Below are 16977 nucleotides of genomic sequence, written 5' to 3' on the forward strand. Positions count from 1 at the left end.
TGCGTCCGGTTCTGCCGACACAGCTCGGCAGCCTCGGTTTGATCACCGCCCTGTCGCCGGTACTGCTGGCGTCCTACCCCGTACTCGTCGCGGCGGTGGTGCTCGAACTGGTCCGGCGGCGTCCGCGTCCGCGGGTGCTGGCGTGCGTCACCACGCTGGGCGTGGTGCTCGTCTACGGGCTGCAGCCGGCGACCGAACAGACGGCCCGGCTGACGGTGTCCTGGCTGCACACCGGTTTCGCGCGCTACATCGCCGAGAACGGGCACGCGCTGCAGGGCTACGACGCGCGGTTCTCGTGGCCAGGGTTCTTCTCCTTGACCGCGTTCCTGACCAAGGCGAGCGGCCAACCGGACGCCTCCCCCTCCTGCAGTGGGCGCCGGTGTTCTTCGCCGGTGCCGCGGTGCTGGGGATGCGAGCACTCGCCGCCGCGGTCTTCGGCAACGGGCGCGCCGGATGGCTTGCGACCTGGATCTTCCTGCTGGCCGAGTGGACCGAGCAGGACTACCTGTCGCCCCAGGCCGCCGGCTACCTGATCATGCTCGCCGCGCTGGCGCTGACCGTCCGGTACCTGGTGCGCCCCGGCCTTGCCCACCCGGTGCGGTCCCGGCCGGGCCGCCGCCTGCCGCCGGCGAACCTGCCGCGCGAACGCTTGGCCGTACACGGGCTGATCCTGATCTTCGCGCTGGCGCTAGCACCCACTCACCAGCTGACGCCTTTCGTGCTGGCGGGACTACTTCTCGTCATGGCGCTGACCCGGCGGCTCTGGCCGGGCTGGCTACCGTGGCTGGTCCTGGTACCCGCGCTGGTGTGGTTCTCGCTGGGCGCCAAGGATTTCTGGCAGGGCCAGCTGCACATGGTGGTCGGCGACATCGGGCAAGTGACTTCCTCGGTGGACCAGGGCATCACCGGCCGGTTCACCGGCGACGCGGGACGGACGGCCATCCTGATCGTGCGCGTGGCGCTGACCGGGGCCGTCGGCGCTCTGGCGCTGGGCGGCTGGTGGGTGCGGCACCGCCGGGGCCTGCACTCTCTGCCCTTGGTGGTGCTCGCGGCCGCCCCCCTGGCGATGGCCGTGCTCCAGTCCTACGGCGGCGAGGTCTTCGTCCGCTGCTACCTGTTCGCGCTGCCGTTCGCCGCCCTGCTCGCCGCGGGTGGGCTCGACGCGGCGCTCGGCGCGCGAGCTGCGCCGGGACCGCTGGCCACGACGACGCGGGTGGCTCACCGGTTCCCCCAGGCCGGGCCCGTGGTCGTCGGGCTCGTGCTGACGTTGCTGGGCCTGGCGACGATCACCGCCCGAGGCGGCGGCGACGCCTACCTCAGCTACACCCGCAGCGACGTCGCCGCAGTGGCGGACGCCTACCGGCTGGCCAAGCCCGGCCAGACGATCAGCGGGCTCAGCGCCGACGCCACACCGCTGGGCTTCGACAAGATCGGGGTGGTGTCGCAAACGTCGATCGAAGACACCTGCCCGCGCTACATCCAGGTGACCGACTGCGTACAGGAAACGGCGCCGGACTACCTGGTGGTCATTCCCTCGCAGGACAACTACGGGCAGATCTACTACGGGCTCCGGGCCGGCTGGACCGACCGCCTCGTCGCGGATCTAGTCCGCTACGGGAAGTACCGCGTGGTATTCGACGAAGGTGGCAGCCGGCTGCTGGCCCGCACCGGAGGAGGAGAGGGGCGATGAACGACGCGTTGCTGGTGCTCCTCACCGTTGCGCTGGCAGTCGCATTCGGTGCGATCGTCTTCGCGCGCACGGTGCTGACGGAACGGGCCGCAGGAAGGCACGGCAGGCCACACACCCGAACACCGCTCGTGCGCCGGCTCGACGGGGCCGGCGTGGTCGTCACCGCGCTCGTCATCGCCGCGGTCGTGTTCCGCGTCGTCAACACGGTGCTGTGAACGAGTGGGCTATGCTTGCGGTCAACCCGGGATTTCTGGAGGGTCGCCATCAGTATCCCCACCGGAGGGCGCGACCAGTGCCGTTGCGGTCACCATCGCGATGCGCACACCCATCTGCGTGGCGGAACCGAATGTGCACTCTGCCCGCCTGGCGGGTGCCGCCGCTTCCACACGCCGGGCCTCCTGGCGAAAATTCTTCACCGACTCGGGTCACGCGGCTGACGTCGCCGGAAGCCTGAGCCGCAACAAGAGTGACCCACGGCCACTCATGAGCGCCCGCGCTGGACGCAATCGAGTAGTACCGCCGCACCGGCACAGTCGTAGCGCCGAGCTGGGAGTCCTCCGGTTGACAACCGATCGTGCGGCACTTCACCGAGACTCGCTTGTCAGGCCAGCATCGGTGTCGATGGGGGCGCGACGTCACATTCGTCATCGATCCGGAAACCGTCGGCGCCGGTGGCCTCCAGCCGCCACTCGGTGCCTCGGCGCGCGTCAGCACAGCCGGGCGCCGAGTGGCGTGGACTGCCGAGGGATCGATCAGATGCGGAACGGTCCCGCATCGACGAGCAGGGCGGGCGCGGTGATGCTCTCCATGAACGTCTGTTCGCCGCGTTCTCGTTCGGCGCCGACGGCAAGGATGTGGTCGAGGACCTCGTCCATGCGGAAAGTGAGCCGAACCGGTGGGTGCCAGGCGACGATGTTGCCGCCGCTCACCCAATACGTCGCGCCGCGCGTGGTGCCGGTGACGAGTGTGTCCTTGGGGTGCAGCACTCGCAGGTAGTCGAGCCAGCTGACGACGAGGCCTTCGCCGCAGCCCGTCAGCAGGTCCTCGTCCGAGCTTTCTCTGGCGGCCATGAGCAGGTGGGACGGTGCGGGATCGGCGCCGAAGCGCCAGCCGAACGGCACGCCGTGCCCGGTCGAGACGCCGCCGGTCACTCCGGCGCGCTCGAGGTTCGAGACCACGCCGGCGAGGTCCCCTTCGTTACGAGCGGGGTGCGCACGCGGGGACTGCCCTTCACGTCGAAACCGCTGGGCAGGCCTTCGGGATCGGTTCCGTCGTCCACCACGGTGATCAGGTCGCTGGTGACGGGCATGCCGAGTCGACCGGCCACCGCGGTCCGGTTCTCCGCGAAACCGGCGGCGCCGAGCGCGGCATAGCCGTACGTCGCGAGCAGCGGAATGGTCGCCTGCCGGCGGAGACAACGCGGCACGAACCGCGTGCGTGGCGAGCGGGTAAATCGACACGACGATCTGCGCGTCGTCTCCCACCACGTCGGCGAGGCCCGCGGCCGCCAGCGCCGAGAGCCGCCGGGCGCCCGCCGCCAACGCCGGGGAGCCGAGCGCCTCGAGCAGCCAGCCCCAGCTGCGCGGGGCGACCTGCAGCTGCCGGTGGTAGGCGCCGCACAGCGTCTGTCCCAGCCGGCCCGGCAACAGGTCGAGGAAGTCGACGCGATCGGCGCGCACGCCCCGCTCCCCCAGGCGCCGCGCGATCTCCCGCGCCGCGCCGTCGTGCCCGGCGCCGACCCGGGCGGACACGATCACCACACGCTCGTCTTCCGCAATTTCTCCAGACAGATAGTAAATTTACATCAATGTAGTTACTTCGGTTGTGCCGGTGCGCCTGAGCCGATCCGTCCACGCCGCGGCGGGGAGCCGCGGCGTGGACGGGCGAGATCACCGCTGGTCGGCTCCGGGGAGTACGCGGGTGCCTTCCTCGCGCACCGCAGCGAGCGACCTCGGGTCGAGGTGCAGCATCCGCAGGATCGTCGGCGCGATCTGCGTGGTCTCCACGGCAGGCCTTTGAGGTCGTCGAGGGTGGCCTGCAGCGGGGAAGCGAAGACCTCCTTGCGGCGCGCGCTGTCCTCCTGCGGGATGTAGGCGTCCCAGAACCAGGCCATGCCCTTGGCGGACAGGAACGGTCCGTCGGCGACAGGGTGTGCCGTAGGGTCGGCCGCAATCGCCCAGTTCAAGCCTGCGCAGCTGGAAGTGCTGCTGGAAGTCGGCCCATTCCTGCTAGGTGGGTTCGCGGTACTCCGCCGCGGCGCTGCGGCTCCCCCGACAGGCTCCCGAGGAGTGGGGCGTGGACAGAGCACCACGGTCAGCTGCTCTGCGGTGACTACAGCGGCGCTGCGGTTGCCGGCCGCGACCAGGAGGATGGCGAGGATGCAGCCTTCCGACCCCGTATCCGCCGACCACGTCGAGCGTGTCAGCGCCACGCCTGCGGCCGAGGTCGCCCTGCGACATACCGGCGAGGACGTGGTGATCGCCGCCTGCGGTGAGTTCGACGCGGTCACCAGCCCCCGGTTGCGGGAGACCGTGCACCACGCCCTCGCCGAGAAACCCAGCACGCTTGTGCTGGACCTGACCGAGACGGTGTTCTTTTCCTCGGTCGCCATCAGCGTCCTGGTCGACGCCGTCCTCACCGCCGGCGACCGCACCGTCATCCGGCTTGTGGTTCCCCGCCGGGTCCGACGCACCCTGAGCATGCTCGGGATGGACCACTACTTCGACTACTACGAGACCGCCGAGGACGCTCTCACCGCACGCCTGCGATGACCACCCGCACGGCTGAGTGTGCGGCACGCGTATCCGCGGCACGAACGGGTACACCTCGGCATGCCCCACCGCCGGTCCGCACGGCAGCGGAGAACCAGGAGCACCCGCACGATGTGCTCGGCCAGCGACCCCGACGACCCCGCGCCTGCGCTGCGCCTGCACCAACCGGCCCGGCCGCTTGAGGTCTCCGCGCTGCGCCACGCACTCACCGACTGGGCCCGCGCCCGCGGGCTACCAGCGAGCTGATCGCCGACCTCGAGCTCGCTGTCCACGAAGCACTCGTCAACGCCGCCGAACATGCCCACCCGACGGCACCACCGGCACGCTCGACCTGCACGCCCGCCACGACGAGCAGACCGTGCAGGTCACCGTCACCGTCACCGTCACCGACCACGGCCAGTGGCGGCCCCAGCCCGCGCCCGACCCTCGCCGCGGCCGTGGCCTGCCGCTGATCCATCTCCTGGCCGACCACGCCGAAATCACCCCCACCGACCACGGCACCACCATCACCATGACCTGGTAACTCACCCGCCACCACCACAGCAGTTAGGTGTCCGCCTTCTCCCGCCGCGCCGCCTGGAGGTTCGCCGTCCTCGACGATCCAGAGACCGGTCGGGGCGGAGGTCGCTGACTCCGGCCTGCAGTCAGGAGCGTCCCGAGGCGCCAGTAAAGGTCGGCTTCATGTCCCTACGCTGCCACGCCGACCAGCACAGGAATAGGCCATTCGGGGAGCCTCGCCTACAGCGTGTGCGCGCCGCGGCCTGTGATCGAGCGACGTTGAGCTGCCAAGCCTCCTGCTCCTCTCGCTGGCGCGCTCGCCGCCACTGCACCATGCCGAAGACGACCACCGCGACAACGACGACGATGACAATCGTCGAGACGACCGGGTGCGCGCCGACGATCCCCGCTATCGCGCTCACCAACGCGCCGACACCGGCGATGATCAGCAGTGTAACGACGCAGCCGGCCGCGGCCGGGTTGTTTCGTCGTCGAGCCACTCAGGTTCCTCCGCATCGGGTTTAGCGAGCGCGGTCCGGCGAACCCGGCGCCGTCGTGTCGCGCTCGAGTCACATCGCGCGTGGCGCGGGGCCGTTACGAGACAACCGTGGTGTGTTCCAAACCGATATAGACGCGGGTGGCCACAGCGTCGCAACGGTGGCGGATGGTCGAAAGGGGGATGACCACCGTTTTCGATCGCGCACACGGCACGGGTCAGGCCAGCGCGGTGCGTCCGGCGCGAGCTGGCCAGTCTGAGCCATGCCTCGGTAATTGACCAGCTCCAAGTGGGTGACGTCTTCGCCATCTCGTCGACCTGGCGTAGCCCGATCGCGCCGTGTCAAGGGGCGCCTTCATGCAGTCCGGAGCTGCCGGCTGAACTGCCGCCTTGACACGGCATGATAGTCCTCGGGGAGGTCGGCGAGATGGCGACAGGTCACTCACGAACGCAACGTGCCTGCGCTTCTCGACCTTCTCGGAGACCTGCCCGTCCGGCGAGGACATGTTCTTTTTTCTTGTCGTCGGCTCCCTGGCGCACCCGCCGGCCGGTCGCGTGTGTGTCGGAGGCGGGCCCCGCGCGTGCCGGCCGACAGCGGCGCGGCCCCGCAGGGGCCGCATTGAGGAGGCATGGAAACCCTGTGCCGAAGAGCTGGGCTCGCTCGCAGATCGGCCTATTGTTGACCAGGCGCTTCCGCGCCCGCAGCGCGGGCACAATGTCGCACACCGCCTTGCAAAGCGGTGGTCAACACCAACTCCGACGTCCGCTCCTGGTCAGGCTGATCCGGTGGTTGTCTGGACTGGCTCTGATGCCATGCCCGCCGCATGTTCGCAGTCATCATGACTTTCATTGATCAACTTCGTCGAGCGAGCCATGCCCACCCGGCGGACCCGGCTAGTCCGAGGGGACAGCCTCGGCGAACGTCGAACCCTTGTGCTGCGAGGAGACGGTGGCGAATGGACGGTGGCCCAGGGAAGGACTGGCGGCGGCCCTGGACCACTCCGACGTCCGATCCGTCCGCGACAGCTCAGTACGCCGCGGGCCACCCTGGGCCGAAGCCCGGGGCCGGCGACAAAAACGCAAGAGCTCCGATTCGTGTTTCCGTCACCGGTCCCGGCCCATCCGGGCGAATACTCCGCCTTGAGGATCCGTGTTCCGGGCCGCCAACCACAGCCAGGTCAGGCGCCGTCGAGTACCCGCTGGCGCAACGCCCGCCCTTCGCGCGGAGAGTTCCACGCGAGCCCTGCGACGATCTGGCCGTCGCGCTGGTACACGGCGGTGAAGCGGTTTGTCGCCGGATCGCCCGAATCGACCGTAAATCGTGCCGCTGGCTCCGGGTGGCCGTAGACCTGGACCTTGGCGTCGTACTGGTCGGTCCAGAAATAGGGCACCCCGGGTGGGCGAGATTCGCGGCCGAGCAGGCTGCGGGCGGCGGTCGTACCCTGCTCGGTGGCGTTCATCCGGTGCTCGACCCGGACCCGGCGACCGGTGCCTGGCTCGAGCCGGTTGGCGACATCGCCGGCCACGACGACACCGGGCGCGGCCTGGCAGTCCTGGTCGCAGTCCACCCCGTCACCCACGCTCAGTCCGCTGTCCGCCAGCCAACCGGTGACCGGACGAGAACCGATCGCGACCATGACCGCGTCGGCCGGTTGGCGGGTGCCGTCGTCGAGGTCCACGCCGGTGACCCGGCCGCCGTCGGCGGCGAAGCCGACGACCCCGGTACCGGTTCGCAGCTGGACTCCATGGCGTATGTGGAGATCAGCGATCAGGGCCGCGACGTCCGGACCTAACTGCCGGGTCATCGGCGCGAGCTGTGGGTCGACCAGCGTCACCTCGAGGCCGAGTTCGCTGGCCACCGCCGCCGTTTCACAGCCGAGGAAACCCGCGCCGACCACGACCAGCCTGGTGCCCACGCCGAGCGCCGTGCGAAGCGCGAGCGCGTCGTCGACGGTGTGCAGGACGTGTACGCCGTCGAGGTCGTGGCCGACCGGCAGCCGGCGCGGACTCACGCCTGTGGCGATGACCAGCCCGTCGTAGCCGAGCACCCGGCCGTCGGCCAGCGTCACCTTCCGCCCGGTCACGTCCAGTGCCGCGGCGGGTGTGCCGAGCAGCCACTCGGCGTCAAGGGCTGCGAAGTCCTCGTCCGGGCGCAGGGCCAGCCGGTCGGGTTCCCATTGACCGCTGAGGATCTGCTTGGACAATGGCGGACGATCGTAGGGCCGGTGCGGCTCGGCACCCACCACCGTGATCCGACCGGGAAAGCCCTCCCGCCGCAGGGTGTCCACGGTGGTCAGTCCGGCGGCACCGGCACCCACGACGACGACGTGCTCCAGGCGGGTGCTCACGCTTCTTCGACCCGGATCGCCGCGGCCGGGCAGATGCGCCCGGCCTCCCGCACGGACTCCTCTTCCCCGGCGACCGGATGCTCTCTCAGCAGCACCGCGATGCCGTCGTCGTCGCGCTGGTCGAACACGTCCGGCGCGGCGAGGACGCACTGCCCGGAGGCCACACACTTGTCCTGGTCAAGGACGATCTTCATCGGTTCTCCCTCTTCCACTGTCACCAGGTGACCGGCAGCCGGTGCACGCCGTAGGCCAACATTTCGTGTTTGAACTCGACTTCCTCGAACGGCTGCGCCAGAGCGAGAGTGGGAATCCGCCGGTACAGCGTGCCGTACACGATCTGGAGCTCGACCCGGGCCAGCGGCTGGCCCAGGCACTGATGGATCCCGTACCCGAAGGCGACGTGGTGGCGCGCGTTGCGGTGAACGTCGAACCGGTCCGGCTCGTCGAACACCTCAGGGTCACGGTTGGCAACGTCGGTCGCCACGATGACTCCTTCGCCTGCCCGAATCGTCTGCCCCCCGATCTCGACGTCCTCGAGCGCGACGCGCCGCCGCCCGAGATGGGGGATCGTCAGGTACCGCAACAGTTCTTCGACCGTGCCCGCGATCAACGCAGGGTCGTCGGCGGCGCGCACCTCGGCGAGCTGTTCCGGATGGCGCAGCAGGGCCAGGGTGCCCAGAGCGATCATGTTCGCGGTCGTCTCATGGCCGGCCACCAGCAGGAGCAGGCCCATGTCCGCGATTTCGTCGCGGGACATCTGCCCGGTGCGCAGCTGCTCGACGGCGAGCCGGCTGAACACGTCCTCACCCGGGTCGACGCCCTTCGACTCGACGAGGTCGCCCAGGTACTCGTGCAGCTCTGTGGTCGCTGCCTGCATCTCCTCGGGCGTGGCATGCCGCGACACGATGGTCTTGCTGGTGCGGTGGAACAAGTCCCGGTCCGCGTACGGGACGCCGAGCAGTTCGCAGATCACCAGCGACGGCAGCGGCAGCGCGAACGCCTCCACCAGATCCACGGGCGTCGGCCCGGCCAGCATCTGGTCGATCAGCTCGTCGACGATGTGCTGGATGCGCGGGCGCAGGCCCTCCAAGCGCTTCACGGCGAAGTACCGGGTCAGCAGTCGCCGGTGCCGGTCGTGGTCCGGGTTGTCCATGTTGATGAAGTGCATCCGGCGCGTCGCCGTCGCAGCGCTGGGATGCGGGTAGCCGGGCCGGCTCGTGTCGGAGCTGATCCGGGGGTCGAGCAGGATCTCCCGCACGTCGTCGTAGCGGGTGACAAGCCAAGGCGTGCTGCCGTCCCAGAGCCGGACGCGGGTGACCGGATCTTCCTCCCGCAGCTTCGTCAGCTCCGGCGGCGGATCGAAGGGACAACCCCGTGTCATCGGGTACGAGAGTGTCTGTGTCTCGGGCAACGAAACTCCTCACGCCGAGTTACCAAATGATTGTTCGGTGACTTACTGAACAAGTGTTAGGCAACTTCGATGAGAAGGTAACCTTTTTGTCGTTCACGCCACACCGGCCGCGGAGACGGAGGGCGCCACGGTCGGTCGACCTTGAGTGAACGGCGAGACTTCAAGCAGGTCAGGATGGGTGCGGAGGCAGGGGGTGCCCGCTAGCCCAAGATCAGCGTCAGCAGGTCCTCGATGTTCTGGCGCAGCCGGTCGGGGACGGTTGCGGCACGGGGCTGCGCCAGTGCGACCAAACCGTGCGTGCTGACCACGACCATCACGGCGCAACGGTCGGCGGGCAGCCGCACCCGGTACCCGGCTTGCCGGCACCGGTCGAAGGCCGTGGCGAACATCGAGAGGATCTTCATCAGAGGTTCCGGCGGGTTCTCCGGTGCGTGCCGCGAGATAGCACTGAGCAGCAACCGGTAGTGGCCGGGGTGCGTCGTCGCGAAGTCACCGTAAGCAAACACCTGCGCGCGGACACGGCCGATCATGTCCTCGGGATCAGCCTGGGCATCTGCTTTCTCCAGCAGCACCTGCAACCGCTCGAACTCGTGCTCGAGCAGACCGTGTACGAGCTCGGTCCGGTCTGCGAAGTGCTGGTAGATGCTGGCCGGAGCGATGCCCACCGCTCTGGCTACGCCACGGATGGTGAGCGCGTCCTCGCCGTCGAGCTCGGAGAGCAGACGGCCGGCAGCGTCCAGGATCTCCGTGCGCAACCGGCTTCCTTCGCCCCAACGGTTGCGGGAACGTTGCCCAGTCTCGTCCGTCGTGTTCGGCATCGGAACATTGTCGTTCATGCCGTATTGCAGCGGGACACCGAACTACGTCACCGCACGCGATCGGCTCACTAGGAACCAAGTCTGGCCTTCTGATCCGTAGTTCTAACGCTGACCTGGGGATACATGGAACGCCTGGTCGCAGCAGGCAGCAGTTACGCCAAACTGGGCGTGCCTGGCATCGGTGGGCAGCAGTTCGTGGACCAGACTGTGGACCAAGATCACCACCGCGCTCGCGACAGTCTCGTTCGTCGTCTGGCGAGATCGACTGCTGATCGTTTGTACGCGAGCGCTGCGGACTGAAGCTGTCCGCGCCTCTGCTGCCATCCACGACGACTGACCTCGGTTCGCTGTGACTGCGAACTAGCCGCAGCCACCCTGCGCGCGCACCCATTGCGCGGCCACAGCCTCCGCGTCGGCCGGCGGTACCGAGTGATCCGGCTCGATCGGCACGTTCCCGTAGATCCGTCCGGTGCGGTCGACGTCGACGACGGTCGTGATGAGCAGCTGCGCACCATCGCTCAGATCAAAGACCTCGTTGCCGGTCGCGGCGCCCCCGGTAGGCGCGCCGAAGGTCTCGACGCCCGGCATGCCCCGGAACGCCACCAGTGTGGCCTCGCCCGAGCTCGAGGTGAGCTTCGAGGTGAGCACGGCGATCGGTGGTCGCGGCCGGGTCAGCCGCACCGGGTTGGTCTCCGCGGCGGGCGCCGATCCGCCGCGGACTGCCCGGCCGTCGCGCACCGACCATGTCACAGGAGCGACTCCGGGACCGCTGAACGAGCCCACCACGCCGTCACCGAGCAGCGGCGCCAGCACGGTGAGCATCGGCCACATATTGCCGCCGATGTTGTCGCGCAGGTCGACGACCCAGCCGCACGTCGCCTGCCCCTCGACCGCCTGAAGCGCTGCCACTCCCGCCGCGACATACCGTCGCTCCCCCGCCGGATCAGCGACGAATCCGGGCACTCTCACGACGGCCACACCATGCGACGCATGACTCCGCGGCACGTCGATCGACTCCGGCAACGGCGCCCGCGCACTCGCCGGACCAACCAGCCTCGTATGCGGGTTCCCGAGCTCGGCGATCACCTCCCGGATCATCGAATACGTCCCTGCCGGCGCCGTGACATCCGCCGCCCGACGCACGGCCTCCGCCTCCGCTCTCGGCCAGTCCACCCGGTCCCGGTCCATCGAATGCAGCCGCAGCAGGTTCAGCGCCCCAATAAGATACGTCTGCGGCGTCGACCGCACCGGCGCCGAAGTGGCCAGCCCGGCCCCGACCATCAACAGCACGACAACGAGCACCGACCACCGACGCATTCGCCCACCCCCAGGGACACCATCCTGCCATCAGGACCGGTCTGCACGCCGGGTTCAGGTTGCCCCGACCACCGCCTTGCAAAAGCGGTGGCCCGTTACCCTGAAGCCGTCCAGCGCTGGCCACGCTGACCAAACCCGTGTCTGTCGTGGCTGCTTTGGATGCAGGCGACGCCGTTTCGCACCCATCGTGGCACCCATTGATCAACTCCAGTCTGGCCCGGAGTTGCTGTCAGAGGACGGAGAAGGGCCCACCCTTCGTTGGTTCTGCAGGTTGTCGAGCGCGTGCTCACCGGCACGCGGCGGGGTCCGCCGTGCCCGTGCGGTCCGCACAGGGGGCGAACGCATCCTTTCCGTAACGCGAAGGCGCGGAGTCACGCTGTAGCGACCGTGCGCAAACTGCTCGTGATCTTCGGTGCTCTCGTCCTTCTCGCCGGCTGCGGTAGCCGGCAGCCTGCACCGGCACCGGTGGCACCCGCTGCTCCGCCGCGGAACGTCCCGTCGTTGGTTCCGGTGGCGCCTGCAGCTCCGCTGCCGGACGACTCGGTGAATCCGGTGGCGCCGGTGGAGCGGACCTACCTCGCGGCGCTGCTGCACCAGATCGACCCTGCGCTCGTCGTCGGGCACGCGAATCGCGCGATCGACAATGGGCGGAACGTGTGCGAGGACCTCGCGCAGGGCAAGGACCACGCGACCGTGGTCAAGAACGCGGCCTCGCGCTTCGGCGCCGACGCATCGGTCGACCAGGCGAAGGCCGAGAAGATCGTCGCGACGATCGAGGCGAGCGGGATCTGCAAGCCGTAGAACACGCAAGAGCGCCCGGCACATTTACCCCCTCCACGACATTGCATCCAACACAACATCGATTCATCTGATTCGGGCATGGCGGGCATGGGTGCTGATCAGCATCGCGGCCCGCTGCGGCCAACCGCCGGCACTCCCCGGCACCCACCCTGACCAGAGAAGACTCGGTTGACCACCGAGTGCATCAATGTGGCATCTACTCGAATAAATCCCGAACACGAACGACGGACAGGCGGTGGCGGTATCGGCCGAGTTCGAACGCCCGGTCCGCGCGCGCCTCGACGACGACGCCGGGCTCGACCGGCCAGAACGTGAAGTCTTCGCTGCCGGGGAGGCCGGCGACGATCCCGGACGCCCGTTGGGGGCCGCCGTCGGCGAGCCGGAGTCTCCCGGCCAGCGACATGAGCGCCGCTCTGGACAGCGTCGTCGACAGCCCGACTGCGCGCACCCGGCCGCGCCGGTCGGCCTGGCCGAGCACGAGCGCCGTCGGCCGGGACGGTCTGCCGGTCACGCCGAGCACCACAGCGTCAATGTCGTCGAAGTAGCGCACCTTCACCCAGCCCGCGCGGCCACCTCGCACGGGGTATCGGCTGTTCAGCGGTTTCGCCACGGCTCCTTCGACCCCAACGGCGGTCTGGTCCGCGCTGATCCACGCGCGGCCCACCTCGACGTCGAGCGTCGAGGGCATCAGCTGCCCGCCGGTGCCGCCCGTGCCGATCACCTCGGCGAGCCGTGCCCGCCGGCGGGACAGCGGCCACATCCGGAGGTCCCGGCCTCGGGCGCCCGGCAGGTTGAAGGCCATGAAGACGATGGTGACGCCCTCCCCGTGGCGCCGGGCGGGCCGTAGCTGAGCGCCGCGAAGTCCAGTCGGCCGTCCCGGTACGCGCACAGTTCGCCGTCGAGCACCACCCGGCTGTTCTCATCTCAGGGATACGAGAACACGACGGTGGCGCAGATCGCCGAGCGCGCGGGCCTGAACCGCGCGACCTTCTTCCGGCACTTCGCCGACAGCGCGCGATCCTCTTTGGTCGAGAGGACGAGCTCGCCATCCTGTTCTCCGACGCGATCCGCTCCGCACGGCGGAAGTCGATGTGCCCACCTGTCTTCTGTCCGCCTTACACGCGGCGGACGCGAGGATGACAGTGATCAGCGCCCCAGAGCGCTTCAGCGGCGCCGGATTGCCGACGCGAACATGACGTGCTGGAGCGGGGGCTGCTGAAGATCGCACGGGCCACGACCGCGGCGTCGATGAGCTGACCGCGCGCCTCGCCGCCGAGATGCTGATCCTGGCATTCAGCGTTGGCCTCCGCGTATGGATCAACGCCGGCGATCATGCGGAACCGTTCTCGTCACACGCCGCGGCAGCCCTCGAAGCGATCCGCGACCGCACCGGACTGCTTCGAGACTCGACGACCGCGAAGACGTGAACCTGCTCCTGGCCCCAGCCTGAGACCAGTGGGGAGCACTCAGGTTTCCGACGCTTCCGAACGGAAGCCGGAACCTGTTACCTTCCTGGGCCATCCGCCCCGTGGTGTCGAAGGCGGCGAGTTCGGTGGGCCGGCTACGCCGACCAAGATCTCAAACACGCCCTCAGATCTGCCACCACTTCGTGCACCATCCGCCTGAGCCCCCGACGACGGTTGGATGTGGCTTAGCGGGCCGGGCCTGGCGACGTCGGGGACATTGTCGACCACGTTCTGGCCCAACCGAGCCCACCATCGCCGCCCATTTCGGCCCTGGGCTGTAAGAACGCCGTCTGTGCCGGCACCATCACCCTCTCCGCCGCCCATTCCGCCAACAAGAACAACTGGACCCGCGCTGTGTACCCGAGGCAACGCTGCCCGGCCGCCGCAGCGCAGGTGAGGTGTCGCCGTCCACTCCAGGCGGCGACAGTCACGACGCGGACCCGAACACCTGCCGAGCCCACGAGGCAAAGGAAGTCCACCCGATCTCCGGGTGGGCGGCGTGCAGGGTGGTGATGTCCACCTGGTAGCCCGGTCCGTTGAGAAACTCCCACATCGCATGCATGTCCGGGTTGCGGATGGACTCAACGGGAAACCGATCGTGGCGCACCTCCCGGCCGATTGCGTCGCTCAGCGTGCGCGACATCTCGGCCGGGGTGGGGGCGTCGCTGGCGAGCTCGATCCGCCGGCCCGCGTACTTCTCGGCGTGCAGCAGCACTTCGGCAGCGAACGCGCCGTGGTCGGAGCGCGCGAGCTGCTGCAATGGCCGGTCGCTCGGCAACGGGAGGTCGAGTGATCCCGCGAGAATCCGTTCCTGATTACCGAGAGCGTTGTCGAAAAAATACGTGGGCCCCAGGATCGTGTACGGAACTCCGCTCGCACGGACCTCGGACTCGACGATCGCCTTGCTGTCGAAATGCGGTACCCCGGTCCGCTGAGTGGCACCGGCGACAGAGCTGAACACGAGGTGCGGCACATCCGCCTCCCGCACGGCCTCGAGGATCGCGCGTCCCTGGCCCACCTCAGCTTCCGGACCCGACTCGAACGGGGTCGTCAACGCGAACACGCCCGCCACGCCACGCATGGCGCCGGTCAGTGAATCGGCGTCCTCGAGCAAGCCTGAGACCACTTCGACGCCGCGCCGGCTCAGCGCCTGCGCGCCCGGACGACCGGGGTCACGCACCAGTGCGCGCACCACGGCGCCGCGGTGCAGGAGCGCCGTGGTGACGGCGCGCCCCTGCCCACCGGTGGCGGTCAGCACCAGAATCGGACGCTCAGGCATCGCACACCTCTGTGTCGGTCGGGAACAACTCACCGCTGTGGCGCGCCTCATTCCCTTTCGGGCGGCTCGCCGGGGGGTCACTTTACAACCGCCCGACGTTGAGGCACGGAGGCTCGCGGTGGTAGCTCAGGCCCGCAACGCCCGACTCGCGCAAACCTGTACAGACCTCAGGTGCGCGGTGGTGACAAAGCCCGATGTATGTCCTTACTTACTGACAGTCCTACGAGATCCACCTAGACTGCCCCTATGCCGATCGATGTCGACATCACCCTGGACCACTCCAGCCCGATCCCCTTGTACTTCTAGGTCGCCGAGCAACTTGAGGCCGCCGTCGTCAGTGGGAGACTCGAACCCGGAGCGAAGATCAGCGATGAGATCACCCTGGCCACGGCGCTGGGAGTGTCCCGGCCGACGATGCCCCAGGCGATCCAGCTCCTGATGTACAAGGGCATGCTGGTGCGCAAGCGTGTCGGCGATCGTCTCCAGCTGAGCGGGACTCCGGCCTTCGGGCAGGTCGATGAGACCAGTGGCATGGCACCACAACCATCCAAGAGGTGATGGAGCAGCACTTCGCCGCTCCTCCCGGAGATCGCTACCAGATCATCACCCAGCACCGGCCCGGTGACCTGCGGAACGGGACCAGCGGGCTGCCGCTGCAGCGCTCCCCTGACGTGGTCCTGCTCCGGATCGTCCAACAAGGACGGTCCTAGGAGCTGAAAACACGGCGTGAGGCTGACGTGCAGATCGCGCGCCACCCCTGGGATCAGGCCGACGATCACGAACTCGGTGGTGCCGATCGCGAACGTGGAGGCGGCCAGCGCGTAGAGAGCACGAGGCACGTCAATCGCCTCCCTTCGCGGCGCGGGTGACCGCGGCCTGCGCGATGAGCTCGTCCTCCTCGACCGACGCACCGGATACGCCGATGGCGCCGATCACGCGGCCGCGGTCGTCCGCACGACGACCCCGCCGCCGAAGGTGACCAGGCCGCCGTTGGTGTGCTCGACGGTGTAGCTGGCGCCGGATGGGTGCGCCACGCCACCGAGGGCTGACCGCCGGCCTGCTCGTGAGCGTGTACGCGCTGTTCACAGCGCTGACCGGGCACTTCGCCCGGCGGCGGCTGATGATGGCCCCATGATCGTGTTCCTGCTCGGGAACGTGGCGGCCGCGTTCGCGCCGAACTTCGAAATCCTGCTCGCCGCGCGGGTCGCGACAGTAGTCGCCCACGGCGTGTTCTTCGGCACCGGCACCGGCACCGGCGCCGCGGTCGCGTCGACGCTCGTGCCACGCAGCAAGTCGTCCCAGGCCGTCGCGGTCATGATGGGCGGCCTCACCATCGCGATGGTGCTCGGCGTGCCGCTCGGATCATGGCTCGGCGAAAGCCTGGGCTGGCGCGCGCCGTTCCTCGTCGTCGCGGCGCCCGCACTCGTCGCCCTGATGGCGCTGCGAGCACTGCTGCCGACCGAGATCGCCCACACCCCACCGGAGAGTCTCCTCGCTCAGGCACGGCTGCTCACTAACCCGCGGCTGCTGACGATGTACCTGCTGACCGCGATCGGATGGGGCGCGACGTTCGTCGTCTTCACCTACATCTCGCCGCTGCTGACCGAGGTCACGGGCATCAGCACGAGCGCGGTGAAGGTGGCGCTCGTGGTGTTCGGCATCGCGACCGCGGCAGGCAACATCACCGGCGGCAAGCTCGCCGACCGGCTCGGCACGAAGCCAACGCTCACTTTCGTGCTGATCGGCACGTCGGTCGTGCTCGCCGTCCTGGCGTTCACCGCGCACTCGACGGTGGCGGTGTTCGTGAACGTCGCGGTGTGGGGGCCACAGCCGGAAGAGCTCGGTCGCGGCGGACTGATCGAGCGGGCCGAACGCGGTCAAGCAGCACATGCCCTCCACCCAGTCGCGCAGCTCAGGCGCGACCTGCAGGGTCTCGAGGTGCTCGCGCATCGATCGATCGCCGAGGCCCTGCGGGTCCGGCCCCCACCTACCTGAATACGGCTCGGAGAACAGCGTCGTGCCCGGCGCACAAAACTGGTCGAGCGCGTCGAGCGCCCGGGCGACGTCGTCATCGGACAGGTC

The 16977-nt window shown here is 68.9% G+C and carries 18 protein-coding genes and 1 pseudogene; 8 read left to right on the forward strand and 11 right to left on the reverse strand.

The features are described 5' to 3' along the window. The first annotated feature begins 409 nt into the window (after nt 1-409). A complete protein-coding gene (locus QRX50_RS35315; protein WP_285967436.1) occupies nt 410-1690 on the forward strand; it encodes a hypothetical protein in 1281 nt (426 codons plus the stop codon). After that, complete coding sequence (locus QRX50_RS35320; protein ID WP_285967437.1) at nt 1687-1905, forward strand: hypothetical protein; 219 nt, start codon at nt 1687-1689, stop codon at nt 1903-1905. Before QRX50_RS35315 ends, QRX50_RS35320 begins: the two co-directional genes overlap by 4 nt. Nucleotides 1906-2442: 537 nt before the next feature. On the opposite strand, the pseudogene QRX50_RS35325 reads toward QRX50_RS35320, so the two are convergent. Then, nucleotides 2443-3116: pseudogene (locus QRX50_RS35325) on the reverse strand (metallopeptidase TldD-related protein). 952 nt (nt 3117-4068) lie between these two features. Here QRX50_RS35325 and QRX50_RS35330 point away from each other — a divergent pair. The 3 genes from QRX50_RS35330 (at nt 4069) to QRX50_RS35340 (ending at nt 4984) form a co-directional block, all read left to right on the forward strand. Then, nucleotides 4069-4461 carry an STAS domain-containing protein gene (locus QRX50_RS35330; protein WP_285967439.1) on the forward strand — a complete coding sequence of 131 codons (393 nt, stop codon included), beginning with the start codon at nt 4069-4071 and terminating at the stop codon, nt 4459-4461. Between the two features lie 111 nt (nt 4462-4572). Further along, nucleotides 4573-4707, forward strand: a complete 135-nt coding sequence (locus QRX50_RS35335; protein WP_285967440.1) for a hypothetical protein — start codon at nt 4573-4575, stop codon at nt 4705-4707. Nucleotides 4708-4819: 112 nt separating this feature from the next. Beyond that, nucleotides 4820-4984 (forward strand): ATP-binding protein, encoded by a 165-nt coding sequence (locus QRX50_RS35340; RefSeq protein WP_285967441.1) that lies wholly within the window; start codon nt 4820-4822, stop codon nt 4982-4984. Between the two features lie 121 nt (nt 4985-5105). On the opposite strand, the gene QRX50_RS35345 is transcribed toward QRX50_RS35340, so the two are convergent. The 6 genes from QRX50_RS35345 to QRX50_RS35370 form a co-directional block, all read right to left on the reverse strand. Then, entirely contained in the window at nt 5106-5459 is a 354-nt protein-coding gene (locus QRX50_RS35345; RefSeq protein WP_285967442.1) for a hypothetical protein, read from the reverse strand. Between the two features lie 1174 nt (nt 5460-6633). Continuing rightward, entirely contained in the window at nt 6634-7803 is a 1170-nt protein-coding gene (locus tag QRX50_RS35350) for an NAD(P)/FAD-dependent oxidoreductase (RefSeq protein ID WP_285967443.1), read from the reverse strand. Then, nucleotides 7800-7997 carry a ferredoxin gene (locus QRX50_RS35355; RefSeq protein WP_285967444.1) on the reverse strand — a complete coding sequence of 66 codons (198 nt, stop codon included), beginning with the start codon at nt 7995-7997 and terminating at the stop codon, nt 7800-7802. The genes QRX50_RS35350 and QRX50_RS35355 overlap by 4 nt, the downstream gene beginning before the upstream one ends. A 20-nt stretch (nt 7998-8017) precedes the next feature. Next, nucleotides 8018-9214, reverse strand: a complete 1197-nt coding sequence (locus QRX50_RS35360; protein ID WP_434533173.1) for a cytochrome P450 — start codon at nt 9212-9214, stop codon at nt 8018-8020. Nucleotides 9215-9414: 200 nt separating this feature from the next. Then, complete coding sequence (locus tag QRX50_RS35365; protein WP_285967445.1) at nt 9415-9969, reverse strand: TetR/AcrR family transcriptional regulator; 555 nt, start codon at nt 9967-9969, stop codon at nt 9415-9417. Nucleotides 9970-10392: 423 nt separating this feature from the next. After that, complete coding sequence (locus QRX50_RS35370; protein WP_285967446.1) at nt 10393-11334, reverse strand: S41 family peptidase; 942 nt, start codon at nt 11332-11334, stop codon at nt 10393-10395. 525 nt (nt 11335-11859) lie between these two features. Here QRX50_RS35370 and QRX50_RS35375 point away from each other — a divergent pair. Beyond that, entirely contained in the window at nt 11860-12150 is a 291-nt protein-coding gene (locus QRX50_RS35375) for a DUF732 domain-containing protein (RefSeq protein WP_285967447.1), read from the forward strand. A 196-nt stretch (nt 12151-12346) separates the two neighbouring features. Here the strand turns inward: QRX50_RS35375 and QRX50_RS35380 are convergent, their stop codons facing one another. Beyond that, nucleotides 12347-12952 carry a hypothetical protein gene (locus QRX50_RS35380; protein ID WP_285967448.1) on the reverse strand — a complete coding sequence of 202 codons (606 nt, stop codon included), beginning with the start codon at nt 12950-12952 and terminating at the stop codon, nt 12347-12349. Nucleotides 12953-13096: 144 nt separating this feature from the next. Between QRX50_RS35380 and QRX50_RS35385 the strand changes: the two genes are divergently transcribed. Further along, on the forward strand, nt 13097-13369 hold the full coding sequence (locus tag QRX50_RS35385) for a TetR family transcriptional regulator (protein ID WP_285967449.1): 273 nt from the start codon (nt 13097-13099) through the stop codon (nt 13367-13369). 674 nt (nt 13370-14043) lie between these two features. Here QRX50_RS35385 and QRX50_RS35390 read toward each other — a convergent pair. The 3 genes from QRX50_RS35390 to QRX50_RS35400 form a co-directional block, all read right to left on the reverse strand. Next, nucleotides 14044-14895, reverse strand: a complete 852-nt coding sequence (locus QRX50_RS35390; protein ID WP_285967450.1) for an NmrA/HSCARG family protein — start codon at nt 14893-14895, stop codon at nt 14044-14046. 302 nt (nt 14896-15197) lie between these two features. Continuing rightward, nucleotides 15198-15734, reverse strand: coding sequence for a hypothetical protein (locus tag QRX50_RS50485; protein ID WP_285974782.1), 537 nt, complete (start codon nt 15732-15734; stop codon nt 15198-15200). 1 nt (nt 15735) lies between these two features. After that, nucleotides 15736-15831 (reverse strand): heme-binding protein, encoded by a 96-nt coding sequence (locus tag QRX50_RS35400; protein ID WP_285967451.1) that lies wholly within the window; start codon nt 15829-15831, stop codon nt 15736-15738. Nucleotides 15832-16026: 195 nt separating this feature from the next. Between QRX50_RS35400 and QRX50_RS35405 the strand changes: the two genes are divergently transcribed. Beyond that, complete coding sequence (locus QRX50_RS35405; RefSeq protein ID WP_285967452.1) at nt 16027-16890, forward strand: MFS transporter; 864 nt, start codon at nt 16027-16029, stop codon at nt 16888-16890. Nucleotides 16891-16977 lie beyond the last annotated feature (87 nt).

The organism is Amycolatopsis sp. 2-15, assembly GCF_030285625.1.
In the GTDB taxonomy this organism is placed as follows: domain Bacteria; phylum Actinomycetota; class Actinomycetes; order Mycobacteriales; family Pseudonocardiaceae; genus Amycolatopsis; species Amycolatopsis carbonis.